Below are 15,589 nucleotides of genomic sequence, written 5' to 3' on the forward strand. Positions count from 1 at the left end.
CTCATAAAAAAAGCGCCTTATGATTATTTATCATAAGGCGCTTTTTTGTGCTTGATATAAAAGCTTTTGCTTGTAAGCGTAGGCTTGCGCTACAGCGCCTTATTCTTGGGCACGCAGCTCAGCAACTAAAGCGTTAATAGTAAGCGGGTTACCACCACGGCTAATTTCAAGCTCTAAAGTAGTACCAGGCGCAGTTTCTGCAATCATGTCTAACGTTTTAGATGCACTTTCTAACCGGATGCCGTCAATGGCTAATATAATGTCACCTGGTTGCAAGCCAGCTTCATCAGCAGCGCTACCGTTAGCCACCGCTGTAACTTCAATTCCAGGGCGATTTCGGTACTCACCACCAATAAATCCTAGTTGACCACGAATAACACGGCCGTTATTGATAATTTTGTCCATCACTCGCTTAGCGAGTTCGTATGGTACCGCGAAGTTAATACCATCTACATTCCGAACACGATTACGAGAATCACGTACCTGGAAATTTGCGTTGGTAATACCCAGCAATATACCGTTGCTATCAACCAGTGCACCGCCCGAATTACCTTGGTTCAGCACGGCATCGGTTTGAATGAAATCAACGTAGTTAGATAGACCGTTGCGTCCAGCGCGGCTCACAATACCTTGAGTAATCGTTTGACCTAAATCGAAGGGGTTACCGATAGCCATTACCACATCACCTACATGAATATCTGGCTCAGAAACTTGGGGAATAATGTGTAAGTTGTCTGCAGTAACTTTCAATACTGCTAAATCGGTAAGTGGATCGTTACCAACTATTTGTGCTTCCAGAATTCTTCCGTCTTGTACTGCAACATAAATACTATCAGCATTTTCTACCACATGGTGACAGGTAAGAATGTAGCCGTTTTCGGTCATGATTACGCCTGAACCTAAACTGGCGCGCTCTCTAGGCTGATTACGAAACAACCCAGTGTCGTTCTCGATACTGACACTATAAATATTCACTACAGCAGGGGCAGAGCGGCTTAAGGGGGCAAAATAGCTCTCACGGCTAGCACTCACAGAGGGCTCAGTGAAAAGTCCTTGTGTCAGGCCGCTACCTTGACGTAAATCCGGCAGTAAAAACAACAGAAGCAAGGCTACTATTGTTCCAAGGAATATTGATTTTATGATGAAATTAACTATCGAGCTGCCAGTCACAAGCCACACTTACGTTGTTTTTAATGCCAAAGCACTTCAGCCCACAAATTTGAGCCAAAATAGATGGCAAAATAAGGCTATGTGTTAATGGTATTTTTTATTTGATTAAGTTAAAGGATATCACCTTATCCGTCAATCTGTCGTCTTTAATCCGATTGGGTATAAGCATTTTACGACAAACCCACATTTTCACTAAATTACGCACAAAAAAACAGCGCCTATGGGCGCTGTTTTAATGCATAAGTTTGCTACAACTACTGACGAATCAATAAGTAAAGCGTAGAGTTACCGCGTTTAACATTAAGGGCAATCACCCCTTTTGCTTTATCTAACGCGTCTCTAAACTCAGCCACAGATGGCGTGCGTAGGCGGTTCACGCCCATCACAATATCATCAGGCTTCAAGCCAATACGTGCGGCGGGGCTGCCGTTAGCCAGTTCAGAAATCACCACGCCCGCATTACCTGCTTCATCAGTGCCATTCGTTAAGGTCGCCCCTTCCAATGCAGGGTGAATTTGTGCAGCCGTGACGGTTGATTGTGTAGCATCGCCAAGTACCACATCCATATTCATTTCCTTACCTTTACGCATAATGGTAAGTTCAACTTCTGCACCTGCTCCCATGCTAGAGATTTTAGCTCTCAACTCTTGGAAGCTATGCAAGTTTCTACCATTAATACCGGTAATGATATCACCCGCTTTGATACCTGCTTTGTCAGCAGCGGAGTCTGGGGTTACTTCGCTTACAAATGCTCCAATATTAACATCAGCATTCATGGCTTCTGCAAGACCAGCGTCTATGTCACTGCCTAGAATACCTAATAGACCACGTCGAACTTCACCGTACTCAGCAATTTGATCGACTAAGCTTTTCATCATGTTACTAGGAATAGCGAAGCCAATTCCCACATTACCGCCGTTAGGACCGAAAATAGCGGTATTAATACCAACAAGTTCGCCGCGCAAACTAACTAAAGCCCCACCAGAGTTTCCACGGTTAATCGCAGCGTCGGTTTGAATGAAATCTTCATAACCTCCAATGTTTAAACCCGAGCGGCCTAATGCACTCACAATACCCGAGGTAACCGTTTGTGAAAGACCAAAAGGATTACCGATAGCGACCACAAAATCACCCACTCGTAGTGCATCTGAATCGGCTAACGGCAATGCAGTGAGATCATCTGAGTCGATTTTTAATAAAGCGATATCACTTTGTTCATCAGAGCCTAGTTTTTTCGCTTTAAACTCACGGCCATCGGTAAGCTTGACAGTAATTTCATCGGCATTATCGACAACGTGGTTGTTCGTTACCACATAGCCTTTATCCGCATCAATAATAACACCAGAGCCAAGGCCCCTAAACGGTCGCTCTTGAACCTGTTCTTGCGGTGCGCCGAAAAAATACTGAAACATTTCTGGCACTTGCTGACGAGAAGTTTGCGTTCCCTCAACAGCAATACTCACCACCGCAGGGGTCGCTTCTTCTAGCATGGGCGCTAGAGAGGGCACCTCATCCTTTTTATCTGAAAAGAACGGCAATGCCGCATAAGAGTTCACGCTAAAGCCAAGAGAACTTACTAATACTGCAGACGCCACGATATACTGACGAAAAGACACTTTCATGCTCGCTTATACTCCTTCAGGTTATTGCGATATTGAATCATTTAACTAAAGACTCTGAAATAACTGAAAAAGTTCCTAAATTATGATTTGTCTGCGGTAGATTGCTCAGAACCGCCGACAAATAGCCCCGACCCTGAATTTGCGAAATCTTTTGGTTGGGTGTCGGAAACTTTATTCACTTTAGACTTTTCAGAACTTTTTAAATTGTTGCGAAGGTAAGACGTCGCTTGTTCACCATAGAAGGGGACTTTAGCGTCTTCATCGTCACTGCTTTGCGTGAGCAATGCTTCGTATTCTTCAATTTGTTGCTTCAGTGTTTCGCACTGACTTTCAATACCTTCAAGGCTTTGACGAGTTTGATGAATATGATGTTGAGCTTGCTGAGCTAATATCTCTTTCACTTGTTGCTCAGTTTGAGCCGCACTATTCCCGCCCGTTTTGGTTTGTACAAAACGACCTATAAAAAAGCCAATGATTAAACCCACCACTAGTAAAGCAAGAGACACTAACAGTTCCATTCTATTCTCCGAATTAACGTACTACTCACATTAAGTACACCTTGATACGTGCTACTTAATGCATTCGACCATTACTTGAATATAGCAAGAGCCGGTATGAAAAGCGCATAGAGATCGCATTAATTGTGTTTATACGAGCTATGCAAATTAACTAGGTGCGATTCTACCGTGATTTCCATTAAAATTAAGGTCATAATTGATAATTTCAAGCAGGTCGGTGCAGCCACGGCCACTATTGACATTTTGCGGGAGTGGAATAGGCGATGACGCCATGGGAAAAATATCAAGCAGATTTGACGTCGCCTGAGTTTCAGTACGATGCAGCACAAGAAAATGCAGTTAAAGAATTACAACGTTTGTTCGACGAGTTAACCCAGCCAGAGAGAAAGCATACCTGGCGGGTAAAACTTAAGTCGGCGTTTGGTAAAGGTCAAAAGAACGCAGGCATTCAAGGCATTTATTTTTATGGCGGCGTAGGCAGAGGGAAAACCTACTTGGTAGATACCTTTTACGACTGCCTGCCGTTCGAAAATAAAATGCGAGTACACTTTCACCGGTTTATGCACCGAATTCATGACGAGCTTAAGCAGCTTACAAACGCACAAGACCCATTAAAAACGATTGCTGCCAAGTTAGCGAAAGAAACCAAGGTGATTTGTTTCGATGAGTTTTTTGTATCGGACATTACCGATGCCATGATTTTAGGCACGCTAATGGAAGAACTTTTCGGTTATGGCATTGTGTTAGTGGCGACATCAAATATTGTACCGGATGACTTGTACAAAAATGGCCTTCAGCGAGCACGCTTTTTACCTGCGATCGATTTAATCAATCAGAATACGCGAGTAATAAACGTAGATAGTGGCGTGGACTATCGTCTTCGTACTCTTGAGCAAGCTGAAATTTATCATTATCCATTAGATGGTGAAGCGATTAAGAATTTGCATGGTTACTTTGCTCAGTTGGCGCCTGAAGCGGGTTCTGAAAACGAAACGATAGAAGTTAATAATAGGCAAATAGACACGCTTAGAGATGCCGATGGTGTGTTAATGATAGAGTTTAATGCACTTTGCGGTGGCCCACGAAGCCAAAGTGATTACATAGAACTAAGTCGTTGTTACCATTCAGTGTTACTGGCTAATGTGAAGGTGATGGGGCAACACAACGACGACGTTGCACGCCGCTTTATTGCCATGGTGGATGAATTTTACGAACGCCACGTAAAGCTGATTATTTCTGCCGAAGTTGCGATGGAAAATTTGTACGGCGAGGGGCTGCTAAACTTTGAATTTAGACGCTGTTTAAGTCGTTTGAGCGAAATGCAATCGCACGAATACTTAGCTACTGAGCACTTACCTTAACCAATAAAAACAGCGAGAGTGCCCGTGGCACTGTATTGTTGGGCATAAAATCGGTAGAATTTGCCCAATTTTTTCTGCTACTGATGGCAGAACTCCATTTGTAAAAAAGAGAATCTTAAGATGGGAAGAGCATTCGAAGTAAGAAAAGCCGCCATGGCCAAGACCGCTGGCGCGAAAACTAAAGTGTATTCTAAGTACGGTAAAGAAATTTACGTGTGCGCTAAAAACGGCGGCGCCGATCCAGATACTAACTTGTCGCTTCGTCGCTTAATGGAAAAAGCGAAAAAAGACCAAGTACCCGGTCACGTTATCGATAAAGCGATTGATAAAGCCGCTGGTGGCGCAGGTGAAGATTTCCAACCAATGCGTTATGAAGGCTTTGGTCCAGGCAACTGCATGGTAATTGTGGATTGTCTTTCTGATAACGCTAACCGTACCATTACAGAAGTACGCAACTGCTTCACTAAGACTAATGCAAAGCTTGGCGCTCAAGGTGCGGTATCGCACATGTTCGATCATCAAGCGGTATTCCAGTTTGATGGTGACGACGAAGACGCTATTTTGGAAGTCTTAATGGAAGCGGATGTTGATGTGACTGAAGTGGAAGGCGAAGACGGAAAAATTACCGTTTATGCACCGCATACTGAGTACTTCCAAGTTAAAACTGCGCTTACTGAAGCTTACCCAGATATTAGCTTTGATGCAGAAGAGATGAGTTGGATCCCGCAAACGGAATCAGAAATCAGCGAAGAAGACATGCCAATGTTTGAAAAATTCATGGACATGCTGAACGACTGTGACGACGTACAAGATGTTTACCATAACGGTATAACACCGAACTAGACCGAACACGATCTACTCTTTAAAAGCCCTCTATGATTGAGGGCTTTTTCGTTTGTATAGGCTTGGCAAAAGTAATAGAGGAATGGGGGACAGAGTGCTTTTAGTCTAGATTCACACAGCCTCTATTTTCTGGCTCTATTTCCTAGGCCCAATTCCTAGGGTCATTTACTAAGGTAAAGCTAGGCGACAACGGCGGGATACCAACTCCCTAATGTTAAGCCAAAAAGACCAATAATAAACACAGCAGAGACAACAAGCAGCGTTACGCTTATTAGGTTTTTGAGTAGGGATACTCGATTAGTATTGCCAGCAGCACTGCCAGTAGCACGGTCGGTAGCAGTTACTTTAACTACCCAAATTAACTGCACAATAATATGAGGGGCTACGTAAGACAGTACACTTACACTTATTACGGCAGGACCAGTAAAGTCGGCAGTATTAATGCCAAGGGTGCCAAAAAGTGTCATCCAAGCGAATATGAATAACCTAAAAAAGAGCACGCCATTGGCGGCTAAAAACAAATGTAGCGCCCACCTTTGATGCAGCGTCACGTTAGCGTTTCTTATGGCACGAATCGCAAAGAAACTACTTACAATCACCATCACGCCTGAAAAAGCCGTTAACCCATGTAGTAAAGGATTCCCAACGGTACCCCGAGATAACAGGAGATACATGCCCGCTAGCGAGATACTGCACGCAAGGGTGACAAAAAGCCGGCCATTGTATTTGTGAAACGTTTTATAGTTACGCCTAATGGCTGGTACTAGCTGCAAGCTTCCGCCAATAATCATTACTATCGCCAATAAAACATGCGCGGCGTACATCCCATTGCCAAGTGAGTCGCCCGCAACATAGGCCGTGCTATTAAAGCGATTCCATTGAGATACTCCAACAGTCACAACTGTAAAGCCATAGCCTGCAATCAGATAACTAACAAAAAAAGCTTGTGCGATGAGCAAACAAGAAAATGCTATTTTCTGACTCGCCTCATAAAGTTTCGATGCGGCTGATAAGCTAGTGGGTGTCGCAGTAGTGGGTGTTAGTGGATCGGGAGTTGGGGGGTCAGGTTTAAGAGAAACCGGTGCTAAGGTACTTTTCGCCAACATATCTTTGCCTCTTGAATAAATGCTTTGCCCTCTAATGTCCCTCTATCGTATAGAAAATAAGGGCTCATTCTTCTCAAATTCGAAAAATGAATACCTTAAGTTGGGGCTTTTGACATACTCCTTAACAAAGTTCTTTTGTGCTTGGCGGTGATTCTTCTTACACTGAGGGCAGAGCTATATATTAAGGCGTAGAACCCCTGTGGCATGGCATAACGAGTTACCTTATTACCTTTTAGTGTGCTGTAGTTTGAGCACAATGCTTACTCATGCACTTAAAAAAGATAAGCAATCGGTAGACTATTTAGTTGCCATATTTAGTGCATCGCTTTGTATGATGGCCACGCAGAAATTGAGTGCTGACACCCTTGGTGTATATCAATATGTTATTGGGCTAGCAACCTGTGCGACATGCAATGTGGTTTGGTTAATTGCAAGAACGTTATTTCGAGAACACAACCCCTTAAGTCGTAGGCACTTTGCAGTCGCATTTGTGATTGCAGGATTAGTGATATTTAATCAAACGTGGCACTTAGTAGTATCGAGCGATATTCCACACCTGCTAAACCAAGCACAGATGCTTAAACTTAAACAGGGAATGAATGAAATTACGACTTTGCTTTCATCAAGCATTTTAGCGTTGTCTTTTTGGGAAGCTCTACGCGGGTTCGAGAACAAAAATACCACACAAAAGCGCCAGTCGATTGTTTTTGCCACTGCCTTTTTCCTAGGCTTATTTAATTCTTCAATATTACCTAAGTTTCTATTCACGCCCTCAGAAATTGAATATTACGCACCCTGGTTAATATGTTCTTCGGCAATGCTAATTCTTGGCGCTATTCAGTACGTGGTTCACGCGCAAAAAATGAGTGTTCGACTTAGCGGCCAAATAAAAAAACAACAACAGAATGAACCACGAAATCAAGTTAACGCTGACACAGCTAGTCAATCATTAAATGGCGGCATGTCTGATTCTTCTTGTCTCACTAGCACTTGCAGTGAGGGCGGTGCAATACAACAAGATGAAGCCATTGATATGTCTATAGTGAAAGGAATAAATAGGTTAATTCATCAAGAACAAATATTCCTGCAGCCAAACTTAAAAATTGCTCATTTAGCGCAAGCGTTGAACACGTCGGAATACAAAGTAAGCAAGGTCATCAGAGGCTATTTTGCTACTGCCAACTTCAACCTTTTCGTAAATCAGTTCAGGGTAAAACACGCTAAGCAATTATTACGAAGCAACGAATGCCAGCAATGGAGCATTTTGGTAATAGCATTGGAGAGTGGGTTCTCGTCCTTAGCAACATTCAATCGGGTGTTTAAAGCTATTTCAGGGCAAATGCCAAATGAATATAGAAAGCAGGGAAGCACAATGAATTGTAGTGTGCCAATCCTATAAAAACAGCAGTTCAGATTTACACTAAGAATCATCGATGACCAATAGTTTTAGTGCCTTCTAGCATGTCATCTGCACAATGGTTGCCGTGAAGCACAGAAATGTCGCCGGTGGTTTCCAGTACTACCGCTCTCACTTGCTGCATGTTAAGCACGTTCGCCTCTCGAAGCTTTGCCATGAGATCGCTACGGGCGACCCGCGTTTCGGCTAGCGCAGAATCGATAATTTCACCGTCGCGCATCAATATAACAGGGGTATTCTGCATAAGTGCTTCAATTTTATCGGAACGTCTGCGCAATCGGGCAGTGACGAACTGCACTAAGAACAATGCTGCCATAGCAATCATTGCCTGAAAAAACGCGCTCCAACTATTAGTTTGAGACGCACTTGCTAGCAATGAACCTACTGCTACTGTCATCACAAAATCAAAATTGGTCATTTTAGAAAAGGAACGCAACCCATTCACGCGTACCAGCAGCACCACCCAGAACATCCCCATGGTGGTTAACAGTAAGCCTTTTAGCAGTAAATCTAGGGTAGGGATGGCGCTAAACATGATGTATTCCTTCACGTGGCTGTTGACAACGAAAAGGGTCAGTGTGCTTTTAGGTTTAACTTACACTGACCCCATTAATTTATTTATTCGCGTTTCGCCGCTTCAGAAAACCAATGCTTGTGACGCTTTTCATCGGCCCAATGCCCTTCAATTGCGACTCGCTCTGCTGCAGAAAAGCCATCATGATCTAAGGCTTTTTCATAAGCTTTGGTGGTAACTTCTTCGTTCACTACCATCGCTTTTAAGATAGCTTTGTCATTAATAAGCCCAGCTATCACCACTTTGCCTTTGGTTAGCACTTTCTTAAAGTCAGCCTCGGTAACTTTATCTTCACCTCTTTGAACCAACATGGTGTTAAGAGCGTCGATATGAGCTTTATGATCGTCTCTGAACGTGGCGATAGTGTCTTTAAGACTTGCATCTTCAATACGTTCAAGAGAGGCCTCATAAGCCGCTAGGGCGTCAAAATCCAAATGACATAATTCTGATAAGACTGTTGATGTTGATGACATGAAATTCTCCTTGTTCTGCCTGTTGAGATAATTTGTACCGAAGTAGTCGCCAAAGAGATTAATATTTTTTAACTTGTCTAGAGGAGATTTTTGTATGGATCAAGGTTGGTCGACTTCATTTGCTTTTCACTATTTCGTACCCATATACAGCGCAACGGAATATTAGAAAGTTATCATTACCGCCCTTATGCATCGTTTTATGCCTGAACGTCACAATGACGCTCATTCACCTTCTCAGAAAAACTACGCGTCTTCAGTTTATGCGTGGGTCTTTTCTATTGTGGTGTCGGTGCTTGTGTTCAGCGCGCCATTTTCAGCCTATTGTGCAAACGATACCGCATCTTTTAATGAGCAAACCCCGCAGGTATCCTTTTCCGACTTCGGGCTTTCTGTTGCTACACGCTTTGGGTTTGCCCAGCACACTCAACCGCAAGATGCCGATTTAGATAATTCAGATGAACATCTACTTCTCTTTGGATATCAAAATCATTTAGCTTTCGTCGATTTCTCGAATGCTATCTTTAGCACTCCTTTTGAATATATTGCCCTTTATTGGAAGGGCATATCGAATCGCGGCCCACCTTCTTCCCTGTAATACCTTACTGATATCACGCGCTGCAGTTGCAGTGCTTCTCAACTTTTAAAGGTTTATTGCAGGATTTTTATGACACGATTTTCATTTCGTGGCCTAGTGTATGCGCTGGTTATTTTACTAGGCCTACTTAGCGCCGCGCCCAATATATTGCCCGATTCACTTAAGCAGCATGTACCGCAGTGGTACAGCCAACACACGCTTTCGCTTGGTTTAGATTTACAAGGGGGCTCTCACTTATTGCTGGAAGCTGATACTGACGCGTTGTTTGCTCGGCAATTAGATACCTACTCTTCTGCGCTTTTTAGTGACTTGAGAGAGCAAAACATTCGCTATGTTAAACATACTTCCAAAAACGCGTTAGCAGTACAATTTACGCTTTCGAACCCCGATGACCTTTACAACGTTAAACAGCGGGCAAATGAAGTGTCGCTGCAATCAGATGGCAGTAGCGCGTTGCTTCTGACACAGCAGGGCACTGCTCCAAAAGGTATCAGCCAAAAAGGGAATGTGATTAACCTTTCTCTAGCCCTTACTGAGGAATACCAAGAAGCAGTAGTAAAAGATGCGATTAATCGTAGCCTTGAAGTGGTTCGCAAGCGACTTGACGAGACTGGCCTCACAGAGCCAAGTGTAACCCGCCAAGGTAGCGATGCTATTTTAGTGCAAATGCCCGGTATTTCAGACCCAGCAAGTGTAAAAGCCTTACTAGGTACTACAGCGCAAATGCGTTTTCACTGGCAAACGCAGGTGAAAAATAGCGAGAGCTTTACTCGGGCTGACATTAGCGGCAGGCAGTACTTACTTGAAAAGCATGTCGCGCTAGAAGGTGAGCATATTACAGACGCAGCAGCAGTGTTTAGCCCTGAAACCAGCCAACCCGTGGTGACGTTTCGTTTAGATAACGATGGCGCTCGACAATTCGCTACCATGACAAAAAACAATATTGGTCGCGTGTTAGCGGTAGTGCTAGATGACACGGTCGTCACGGCGCCGGTTATCAATAGCGTTATTTCTGGGGGCAGAGGCGAGATTACCGGTAGCTTTACCATGAGCGAAGCGCAAGACGTGGCACTGATGCTCCGTACTGGCGCATTACCTGTACCGCTGCATATTATTGAAGAGCGCACAGTAGGGCCGGATTTAGGTAGCGATGCTATTGAAACCGGCGTAAAAAGTGGCATTGCGGGGGCGCTGGGTGTTTTAGTCTTTATGGTGGGTATTTACGGTCGCTGGGGCGCAATTGCGAGTGTTGCGCTTACGGTGAATATGGCGCTGGTATTTGGTGTGCTTACGTTGTTTGGCGCCACACTTACTCTGCCTGGTATTGCTGGGCTGATACTCACTATGGGCATGGCGGTAGATGCAAATATCCTTATTAACGAACGTATTCGTGAGGAAACGAAAAAAGGCAGGCCAGCAGGTAGTGCCCTGAAAATTGGTTTTGATAAGGCGTTTGGTACTATTGTTGATTCAAACTTCACAACCCTTATTGCCGTTAGCTTATTGTTTGTTTTTGGTAGTGGACCAGTGAAAGGTTTTGCCGTCACTATTGCAATAGGCTTGATAACTTCACTGTTTACTTCGGTGGCGCTTACTAAGTTGCTTATGCAGCGAGCAACAAGAAAGCATCAAAGAGAGCCAATCAATTTATCTTCGCCATTGTTAACCATGGCGGATAAATTAGGGCCGTTTAACTTTCTAAAATCTAAAAAGATAGCTTTGAGTGTTTCACTGATATTAACCCTGTGTTCCATGGCGTTCTTCTTTAAACCTGGCTTGCAATACGGGGTAGACTTCACCGGCGGTACCATGATGGAAATTTCTGCGCCTCAACTTTCTACTGAACAATTGCGCACAGTGCTAAAACAACACCATTTTGAAGACATTGCTATTCAAGAATATGGCGCCGAAAATCAGTACTTATTGCGTGCGCCCGTATCAGAACAATCGAACACTGTACCTATTGCAGAAGCTAATGCCGGATCCAGTACCGTAGCCACGCAAGGTAGTAATATCGAAGCGCTAAAACAGGTGATACAAGACGCCGACAGTACCGTGATATTCAACAAGGTTGATGTTGTAGGCCCGAAAGTAAGTGATGGCTTTGCCGACTTGTCTATTCTAGCTTTGCTTATTGCTGGTGGTGGAATGTTGGCCTATTTGTGGTTTCAGTTTGAAGCGCATTTTGCTACCGCCGCCTTACTTACCGTGCTACTTGATTTAACCAAAACTATTGGCTTTATTGCCTTAACCGGTATTGAATTTAATCTTACCGCAGTGGCCGCGCTACTGGCCTTAATAGGATACTCAATTAACGATAAAGTGGTAGTGTTAGACCGCGTAAGAGAGTTGCTGCGCATTAGTCCAGAGCGTTCCCTGGCCGATATTATCAACGAAGCGGTAAATAGCACGCTAAGCAGAACGGTATTTACTTCGTTAACCACACTGCTTGCTTTGCTACCGATGGCGCTAGTAGGGGGAGATGCAGTTAACAGTTTTGCCGTACCCATGGTATTTGCAGTGGTTATTGGCACCTCATCGACCTTGTTTATTACTTCATCGTTACTTCACATGCTGGGTAAACGTAGAGAGCAAAAAGGGAAGGCTCAACTTCGTCCTACTTCTGAGGAGGTGAAAGCGTCGCTGGCACATATACCTTAACCGCTCAAATCGAAATTGGTGGAGCGGTGAAATACCGCTTTGCTCATTTCATCTGTATACTGTTATTACTAAGTTAAAGGGAGATAACGTGTGTTTGCTGTAGACCAAATTATTCTACTCAGTGCTTTGTTAGCTATATTTGGCGTGTTGGTCAGCAAACTGTCCCCCCGTTTTGGCGTGCCGGTATTGGTCCTCTTTTTAGGTGTGGGCATGCTGGCCGGTGAAGATGGTATCGGTCGCATTTCTTTTGATAATGCCGATGCTGCCCATTCCATTGGTACCTTTGCACTTATACTTATCCTGTTCGATGGCGGCCTTCAAACTTCAAAGAAGTCTATAAAACGGGCGTGGAAACCCGCCGCATTGCTGGCATCATTTGGTGTGGTAGGTACAGCCGCCATAACAGGCGTAGCAGCTATGTATATTTTAGATTTGCCACTCTATCTAGGTCTGCTTCTTGGCGCGATCGTAGGGTCTACTGACGCCGCAGCTGTCTTCTCTGTAATGCGCAATGCGGGCATTACTATCCCCTCTAGGATAAAAGCGACGTTAGAGCTTGAGAGCGCATCAAACGATCCTATGGCTATTTTCCTCACAATCGGATTAATTACCCTAATTCAAGACAGCAGTACTAAGGCGTCTGATTTAGCGTTGTTGTTTATTAGTCAAATGGGCGTGGGAGCCATTACAGGTGCTTTGGTAGGTGGCCTAGCGGTTGCACTGTTTAGGCGCGTAACGCTTATGGCGATTGGTTTGTATCCAGTGTTTGTTATGTTATTCGGGGTCTTGGCCTTTGGTTTAGCCTCGAATTTAAATGGTAGCGGATTTTTGGCGACTTTTATTACCGGCGTAATTGTGGGTAATAGCCGATTTTCCTATCAACGAAATACCTTTGTATTCATTGATGGCTTGGCTTGGTTAAGCCAAATAGCGATGTTCGTTATTTTGGGCTTGTTGGTTACCCCTTCTGAGCTTCTACATACTTGGAAAGAAGGCTTGTTGATTGCGGTAGTACTTATTTTTGTGGCCCGGCCGCTGGTGGCAATGCCTTTGTTATTGCTCAGTCGGTTTTCATTTAAAGCTTCAGTGCTTATTTCTTGGGTAGGACTTCGTGGGTCTGTGCCTATTATTCTGGCAATTTTTCCACTCATTTTTGAATTACCCAGCGCCGAGCTTATTTTTAACGTGGTGTTCTTCATTGTGATGATTTCAGCCTTACTGCAAGGGGCAAGTTTACCCTTTGCTGCGCGCAAATTGGGGTTGGTGCTAGAAAACCCCAGAGGCGAATCGAATACGCTAGAAATTGTTAAAGTGGCTAAAGACAAACGGGAGCTAATTGAAATAGTGCTTCACGCTAGGTCAATTTCCACCGGGAAATGTATTTCAGAGTTGGGGTTACCCGAAGACACCGTTGTGGCGTTAGTCGCCCGTGGTGAAAGTACGCTTATCCCCAAAGGAAGCACAGTATTACGAGCAGAAGATCAGGTTTTTGTGATCACAAAACTGCTTGATAAGAACACGGTTGAAACATGCTTTTATGGTGATACCTAAAAGCTCACATGTGGTTGTCGCTATATGAGGCATCTTCATGTAGAATGCGCCGCGGAGTTGGCCAGGCAATCGCCGCTTTCGTAAGAAAGGGGAGGAAAGTCCGGGCTCCAAAGGGCAGGGTGCCAGATAACGTCTGGGCGGCGCGAGCCGACGACAAGTGCAGCAGAGAGAAGACCGCCTAAGCCAGCAATGGCCGGTAAGGCTGAAAGGGTGCGGTAAGAGCGCACCGCACACCTGGTAACAGGTTGTGGCAAGGTAAACTCCACCCGGAGCAAGACCAAATAGGATCCCTTAACGTGTGGCCCGCATGGGGATCGGGTAGGTTGCTTGAATCAGTGAGTAATTGCTGATCTAGAGGAATGGTTGCCCACGACAGAACCCGGCTTATCGGCCAACTCCACCTTTAGTGCAAGAGATTGGAAGAAGAAAATTAGAGGAACTTCTACTATGGAACCTATCGTAACTAAGATTATTGCTGTCGCAAAGGATGAGGGAGCATACTTGGCTGAGTGGATTTTTTATCATCTCTACAAAGGTTTTGATGAAATAGAAGTTCTAATTAATCGCACTACAGATCCTAGTAGAACTATAATTGATAGGATTAATAAAACCTATCCGCAAGTTTCTTTTACTAATGTTGATTTTGTTGATTGGGTTCCTGGAGCAGTACATCAAAAATTTCAACAAATCGCTTATGCTAGCGCGTTAGAAACGACTATAAACTCTTCTGAAAATCAAACCACCCATGTAATGTTTTTAGATATCGATGAGTATTGGGTTCATGAAGATTTTTCGGTTTCAATTTCTTCTTATTTAAACCAAGTTGGTTCGGAGAAAGCCATTTCATTTTGTTGGTTGAATGAGCATCCTAGCGACAAGCCTTTTACTTACCTTGATAAAACGCTTAAAGGGAATAGATCTCAACTGGTTAAATCTATTTTTCCTTTGTCTCGTGGAATGAAAAAAGTACAACTGCATCAACCTATTTTAAAAACTGGCAGATTCGTTAACGCTGATGGTTCTCGATGGGAAGCTTCCGATAGCTCTTCAGAACAGTCTATACATTCGATTTATAAACCTGCTTTCATATGCCATAGGCTTTATCGGTCACCTATGGAATATACATCTACCTTAATGAAAGGAAATATTCGAGGCGGGGAGATTCCTTTTAAAACAAATCGTCACGGGTTACCAAACGGAACATTAATTCCTCAAGTATCATTAGAAATGGACCATATGAACTGGGTTGAATATGAAAATGAGAGAGACGATTTTATTCGAAAATTAGATTTGCAGTCACTTATAGATGATTCTAGAGAATTTGTAAAAGAGCGTTATGATGCCTCTGTGGATACTTTAAGGAAGTTATTGCCAGTCCATCACAAACAATTAATTAAGTTATTTTCAAATGCAGAATGTGAAGAAGTAGAGGCTACCTTTAGTGCATATCATGATGAATTGATACGTTCTTTCGAAGAGCAAGTAGAGAAAGTCAGAGATTTAGCTCTCCTTGTAGAACAGTATAGTACGGTGGAGGCTCTCAGAATAATGGAGATAGCGTTGAGTTTAAGGCCTGATGGACCAAAGATTAAAGCTAAAGTTATGGCATACAGAGAAAAATTAGATATATAAAATTTAATGAGTATTATAAATATAGTATGTATTTTCAGAACCCGCTTATCGGCCAACTCCACCTTT

General features: G+C 43.6%; 13 protein-coding genes and 1 other RNA gene. 8 read left to right on the forward strand and 6 right to left on the reverse strand.

Annotated features, from left to right (window positions below; translation table 11 throughout):
* Positions 1–99: 99 nt before the first annotated feature.
* From J5X92_RS17905 to J5X92_RS17915, 3 genes are all read right to left on the reverse strand, one after another.
* A complete protein-coding gene (locus J5X92_RS17905; RefSeq protein WP_041452585.1) occupies positions 100–1,170 on the reverse strand; it encodes a trypsin-like peptidase domain-containing protein in 1,071 nt (356 codons plus the stop codon).
* 254 nt (positions 1,171–1,424) lie between these two features.
* On the reverse strand, positions 1,425–2,792 hold the full coding sequence (locus J5X92_RS17910; protein WP_126872505.1) for a DegQ family serine endoprotease: 1,368 nt from the start codon (positions 2,790–2,792) through the stop codon (positions 1,425–1,427).
* An 80-nt stretch (positions 2,793–2,872) separates the two neighbouring features.
* Entirely contained in the window at positions 2,873–3,310 is a 438-nt protein-coding gene (locus J5X92_RS17915) for a DUF1043 family protein (protein ID WP_013785344.1), read from the reverse strand.
* 263 nt (positions 3,311–3,573) lie between these two features.
* On the opposite strand from J5X92_RS17915, the gene zapE reads away from it, so the two are divergent.
* Complete coding sequence (zapE, locus tag J5X92_RS17920) at positions 3,574–4,671, forward strand: cell division protein ZapE (protein WP_126872506.1); 1,098 nt, start codon at positions 3,574–3,576, stop codon at positions 4,669–4,671.
* A 120-nt stretch (positions 4,672–4,791) separates the two neighbouring features.
* Entirely contained in the window at positions 4,792–5,514 is a 723-nt protein-coding gene (locus J5X92_RS17925; RefSeq protein ID WP_013785342.1) for a YebC/PmpR family DNA-binding transcriptional regulator, read from the forward strand.
* A 179-nt stretch (positions 5,515–5,693) separates the two neighbouring features.
* On the opposite strand, the gene J5X92_RS17930 is transcribed toward J5X92_RS17925, so the two are convergent.
* Positions 5,694–6,620 carry a DUF2306 domain-containing protein gene (locus J5X92_RS17930; protein ID WP_126874039.1) on the reverse strand — a complete coding sequence of 309 codons (927 nt, stop codon included), beginning with the start codon at positions 6,618–6,620 and terminating at the stop codon, positions 5,694–5,696.
* 199 nt (positions 6,621–6,819) lie between these two features.
* Here J5X92_RS17930 and J5X92_RS17935 point away from each other — a divergent pair, with 199 nt between their 5' ends.
* Positions 6,820–8,019: a helix-turn-helix domain-containing protein gene (locus J5X92_RS17935; RefSeq protein ID WP_126874038.1), complete on the forward strand. Its 1,200-nt coding sequence runs from the start codon at positions 6,820–6,822 to the stop codon at positions 8,017–8,019.
* Positions 8,020–8,047: 28 nt separating this feature from the next.
* Here J5X92_RS17935 and J5X92_RS17940 read toward each other — a convergent pair whose 3' ends face one another.
* Positions 8,048–8,572: a YetF domain-containing protein gene (locus tag J5X92_RS17940; RefSeq protein WP_013785336.1), complete on the reverse strand. Its 525-nt coding sequence runs from the start codon at positions 8,570–8,572 to the stop codon at positions 8,048–8,050.
* Between the two features lie 83 nt (positions 8,573–8,655).
* Entirely contained in the window at positions 8,656–9,084 is a 429-nt protein-coding gene (locus J5X92_RS17945) for a ferritin-like domain-containing protein (RefSeq protein ID WP_013785335.1), read from the reverse strand.
* Between the two features lie 199 nt (positions 9,085–9,283).
* On the opposite strand from J5X92_RS17945, the gene J5X92_RS17950 reads away from it, so the two are divergent.
* From J5X92_RS17950 to J5X92_RS17970, 5 genes are all read left to right on the forward strand, one after another.
* Positions 9,284–9,679: a hypothetical protein gene (locus tag J5X92_RS17950; RefSeq protein ID WP_126873034.1), complete on the forward strand. Its 396-nt coding sequence runs from the start codon at positions 9,284–9,286 to the stop codon at positions 9,677–9,679.
* Between the two features lie 69 nt (positions 9,680–9,748).
* Positions 9,749–12,340 (forward strand): protein translocase subunit SecD, encoded by a 2,592-nt coding sequence (gene secD, locus J5X92_RS17955; protein WP_126873035.1) that lies wholly within the window; start codon positions 9,749–9,751, stop codon positions 12,338–12,340.
* A 90-nt stretch (positions 12,341–12,430) separates the two neighbouring features.
* Positions 12,431–13,891 carry a potassium/proton antiporter gene (locus tag J5X92_RS17960; RefSeq protein WP_126873036.1) on the forward strand — a complete coding sequence of 487 codons (1,461 nt, stop codon included), beginning with the start codon at positions 12,431–12,433 and terminating at the stop codon, positions 13,889–13,891.
* A 53-nt stretch (positions 13,892–13,944) separates the two neighbouring features.
* Positions 13,945–14,294, forward strand: an RNA gene (gene rnpB, locus J5X92_RS17965) — RNase P RNA component class A.
* A 44-nt stretch (positions 14,295–14,338) separates the two neighbouring features.
* Positions 14,339–15,523 (forward strand): glycosyltransferase family 2 protein, encoded by a 1,185-nt coding sequence (locus tag J5X92_RS17970; protein ID WP_208806229.1) that lies wholly within the window; start codon positions 14,339–14,341, stop codon positions 15,521–15,523.
* Positions 15,524–15,589 lie beyond the last annotated feature (66 nt).

The sequence above is a fragment of the Alteromonas sp. K632G genome, assembly GCF_017653625.1.
GTDB lineage: Bacteria > Pseudomonadota > Gammaproteobacteria > Enterobacterales > Alteromonadaceae > Alteromonas > Alteromonas naphthalenivorans.